Source organism: Allobosea sp. CER48 (assembly GCF_044752385.1).
Lineage (GTDB): Bacteria > Pseudomonadota > Alphaproteobacteria > Rhizobiales > Beijerinckiaceae > Allobosea.
The window spans coordinates 1-2,595 of the sequence record NZ_JBIWYK010000430.1 but is presented as its reverse complement, the minus strand read 5'-3'; the positions used below and the strand labels follow the sequence as shown (position 1 = coordinate 2,595).

The window sequence follows — 2,595 nt, the reverse complement described above, 5'->3', positions numbered from 1 at the left end:
CCCGTCATCGCGCCCCGGCGAAGACCCGCCGATAGCGCTCGATCGCCTTCGGATCGCCGGAGACCTTCTCGGGATTGTCGGAGAGCTTCACCGCCGGCCGGCCATTCGCCCTGGTGACCTTGCAGACCAGCGACATCGGATCGAGCGCACGCGAACCGTCCGGCGAGCAGCCGACGAGGTCGTTGGTGAGATCCGTGCCCCAGCCGAAGGCCATGCGGACCTTGCCGTCGAAATGATGGTAGACGCGCTCGATCGCATCGACATCCAAGCCGTCGGAGAAGACCAGCATCTTCTCGCGCGGATCGCGGCCGTGCTCGCGCCACCAATCCATGATCGCCTCGCCGGCGGGAATCGGCGGTGCGCTGTCCGGGCGGAACCCTGTCCAGTCCGCCACCCAGTCCGGCGCGTTGCGAAGGAAGCTCTGGGTGCCGAAGGCGTCCGGCAGCGCGATCAGGAGGTTGCCGCCATAGACCTGCCGCCACTCGTCCAGCACGCGATAGGGCGCGCGCAGCAATTCCTCGTCCGAATCGGCGAGTGCGGCCAGCACCATCGGCAACTCGTGCGCGTTCGTTCCGATCGCTTCGAGATCGGCATCCATGGCGAGCAGCACGTTGGAGGTGCCGGTGAAGGCGGACCCCAGCCCTTCCTTCAGCGCCTCGACGCACCAGCGCTGCCAGAGATGGCCGTGGCGCCGGCGCGTTCCGAAATCGGAGAGCTTGAGGTTCGGCAGCTTCTGCAGTCGCTCCACCTTGCCCCACATCTTGGCCTTGGCGCGGGCATAGAGCACGTCGAGCGAAAAGCGCTTCTGGCCGACCATGACGCGCCGGGCGCGCAGCTCGTTGACGATCGCGAGCGCCGGCACCTCCCACATCGTGGTGTGGGTCCAGGGCCCCTCGAAATGCAGCTCATACTGCCCGTCGACGCGGCGCAGGTCGTATTCGGGCAGCTGGAAATCGGCGAGCCAGGCCATGAACTCGGGCGAGAACATCTGCGTCTTGCCGTAGAAGCTGTTGCCCGCCAGCCAGATCAGCTCGTTCTTGGTGAAACGCAGCGAGCGGGCATGGTCGAGCTGCGCCCTGAACTCGCCCTCGTCTACGATATCGGCGAGGCGGATATGCTTCGAGCGGTTGATCAGCGAGAAGGTGACCTGCACGTCCGGATGGAAGGCCCGGATCATCTGCAGCATCAGCAGCTTGTAGAAATCGGTGTCGAGCAGGCTGCGGATGATCGGGTCGAGCCGCCAGCCATGGTTGTAGGTCCGCGTCGCGATGTCGGTGAAGATCATGTCGGCATCAGGTCCGGGGCAGGCTCACGGCGGAGGCGACGAAACGGCGCGGGCGCCGGGGTGAAGAAGCCGGCATCAGAACAGCGCCTTGAGCTCCGGCGCAAGCGCGGGCCACGCAGCCATGCCCAGCGACAGGACCATGAGTGCCGCCAGCAGCACGCCCAGCAAGGGCAGCACGGCCCGGAACACCGCTCCCGCCGGCACGCGCATGATGCCGCTGACGACATAGACGAGAATGCCGAGCGGCGGCGTCAGGCCATGGATCATCAGATTGACGACCAGCACCACGCCGAACTGGATCGGATCCAGTCCCGCGGCAACCGCGACCGGCAGCAATAGTGGCGCAAGCAGCAGGATCGCCGCTCCGATATCGAGGAAGAGCCCGGCCACCAGCAGCACCAGATTGGCAAGCAGCATCACCGCGTAGGGCCCGGCGCCGAAAGCGGTCACGAGCGCCGCCATCTGCTCCGCGATGCGATCGACAGCGAGCAGGAAGGCGAACGGCGCCGAGGCTCCGATCAGCAGCCCTATCGCCGCCGCTTCGGCCGCCGATTTGCGCAGCGCCGCCAGTACCCCGCGCCCGTTCAGGCTGCGCAGCGCCAGGCAGGCGATCACGGCATACGCGACCGCGAGAGCCGAGGCCTCCGTCACCGTCACCACGCCGAAGCGGATGCCCGCCACGACGACGACGCCCAGGCCGATCGCGGGAATGGCGCCGACAAGCGCCCTGCCCCGTTCGGCGGCACTCGCCCTCGGCGCCGCATCGACGACGCCGCGCACGCTCAGATGGATGCCGATGGCGAGCGCCAGCGCCAGCACGCCGCCGGCGACGAAGCCGCCCACCAGAAGCGAGCCGACCGAGAGATTCGTCGCGCTTGCCAGGATCAGGAAGGCGATCGAGGGCGGAATGATGTTGTCGAGCATCGAGACGCCCGCGACGATCGCCGCGGCGTTGGCCGGCGGATAGCCCCGCGCCATCAGGGTCGGCGCCATGACCTTGGCGCCGAAGGCGGCGTTCGCGACCGAGGAGCCGGAAGCGCCCGAGAACAGCACGCTGGCGACCAGCGCCGTCTGTGCCAGCCCCGCGCGCCAATGCCCGACGAGCGTCGCCGCGAAACGGATCAGCCGTTCGGCCAATCCACCTTCCGTCAGCAATTCGCCAGCGAGCAGGAAGAAGGGAATGGCGAGAAGCAGGAACTTGCCGACCCCGCCGACCATCGTCTGAACGATAGCGGGCTCCGGCAACAACCCGCCGAACGGCCCCGTCAGCGAGACGCCGGCCAGAAGGGCGAACGGCAATGGCGCGCCCA

The 2,595-nt window shown here is 67.7% G+C and carries 2 protein-coding genes; both read right to left on the bottom strand.

Annotation, left to right across the window (positions count from 1 at the left end; all coding sequences use genetic code 11):
• Positions 1 to 4: 4 nt before the first annotated feature.
• Entirely contained in the window at positions 5 to 1,285 is a 1,281-nt protein-coding gene (gene pncB / locus ACIPIA_RS13925) for a nicotinate phosphoribosyltransferase (protein ID WP_400510405.1), read from the bottom strand.
• 75 nt (positions 1,286 to 1,360) lie between these two features.
• Positions 1,361 to 2,595: TRAP transporter large permease (locus ACIPIA_RS13920; protein WP_400510404.1), on the bottom strand; the 1,235-nt coding region annotated here is incomplete at its 5' end.

What these genes read in the sequence shown, in the direction of transcription:
- pncB (WP_400510405.1), bottom strand. Translation starts at nt 1,285, where the DNA reads ATGATCTTCACCGACATCGCGACGCGGACCTACAACCATGGCTGGCGG.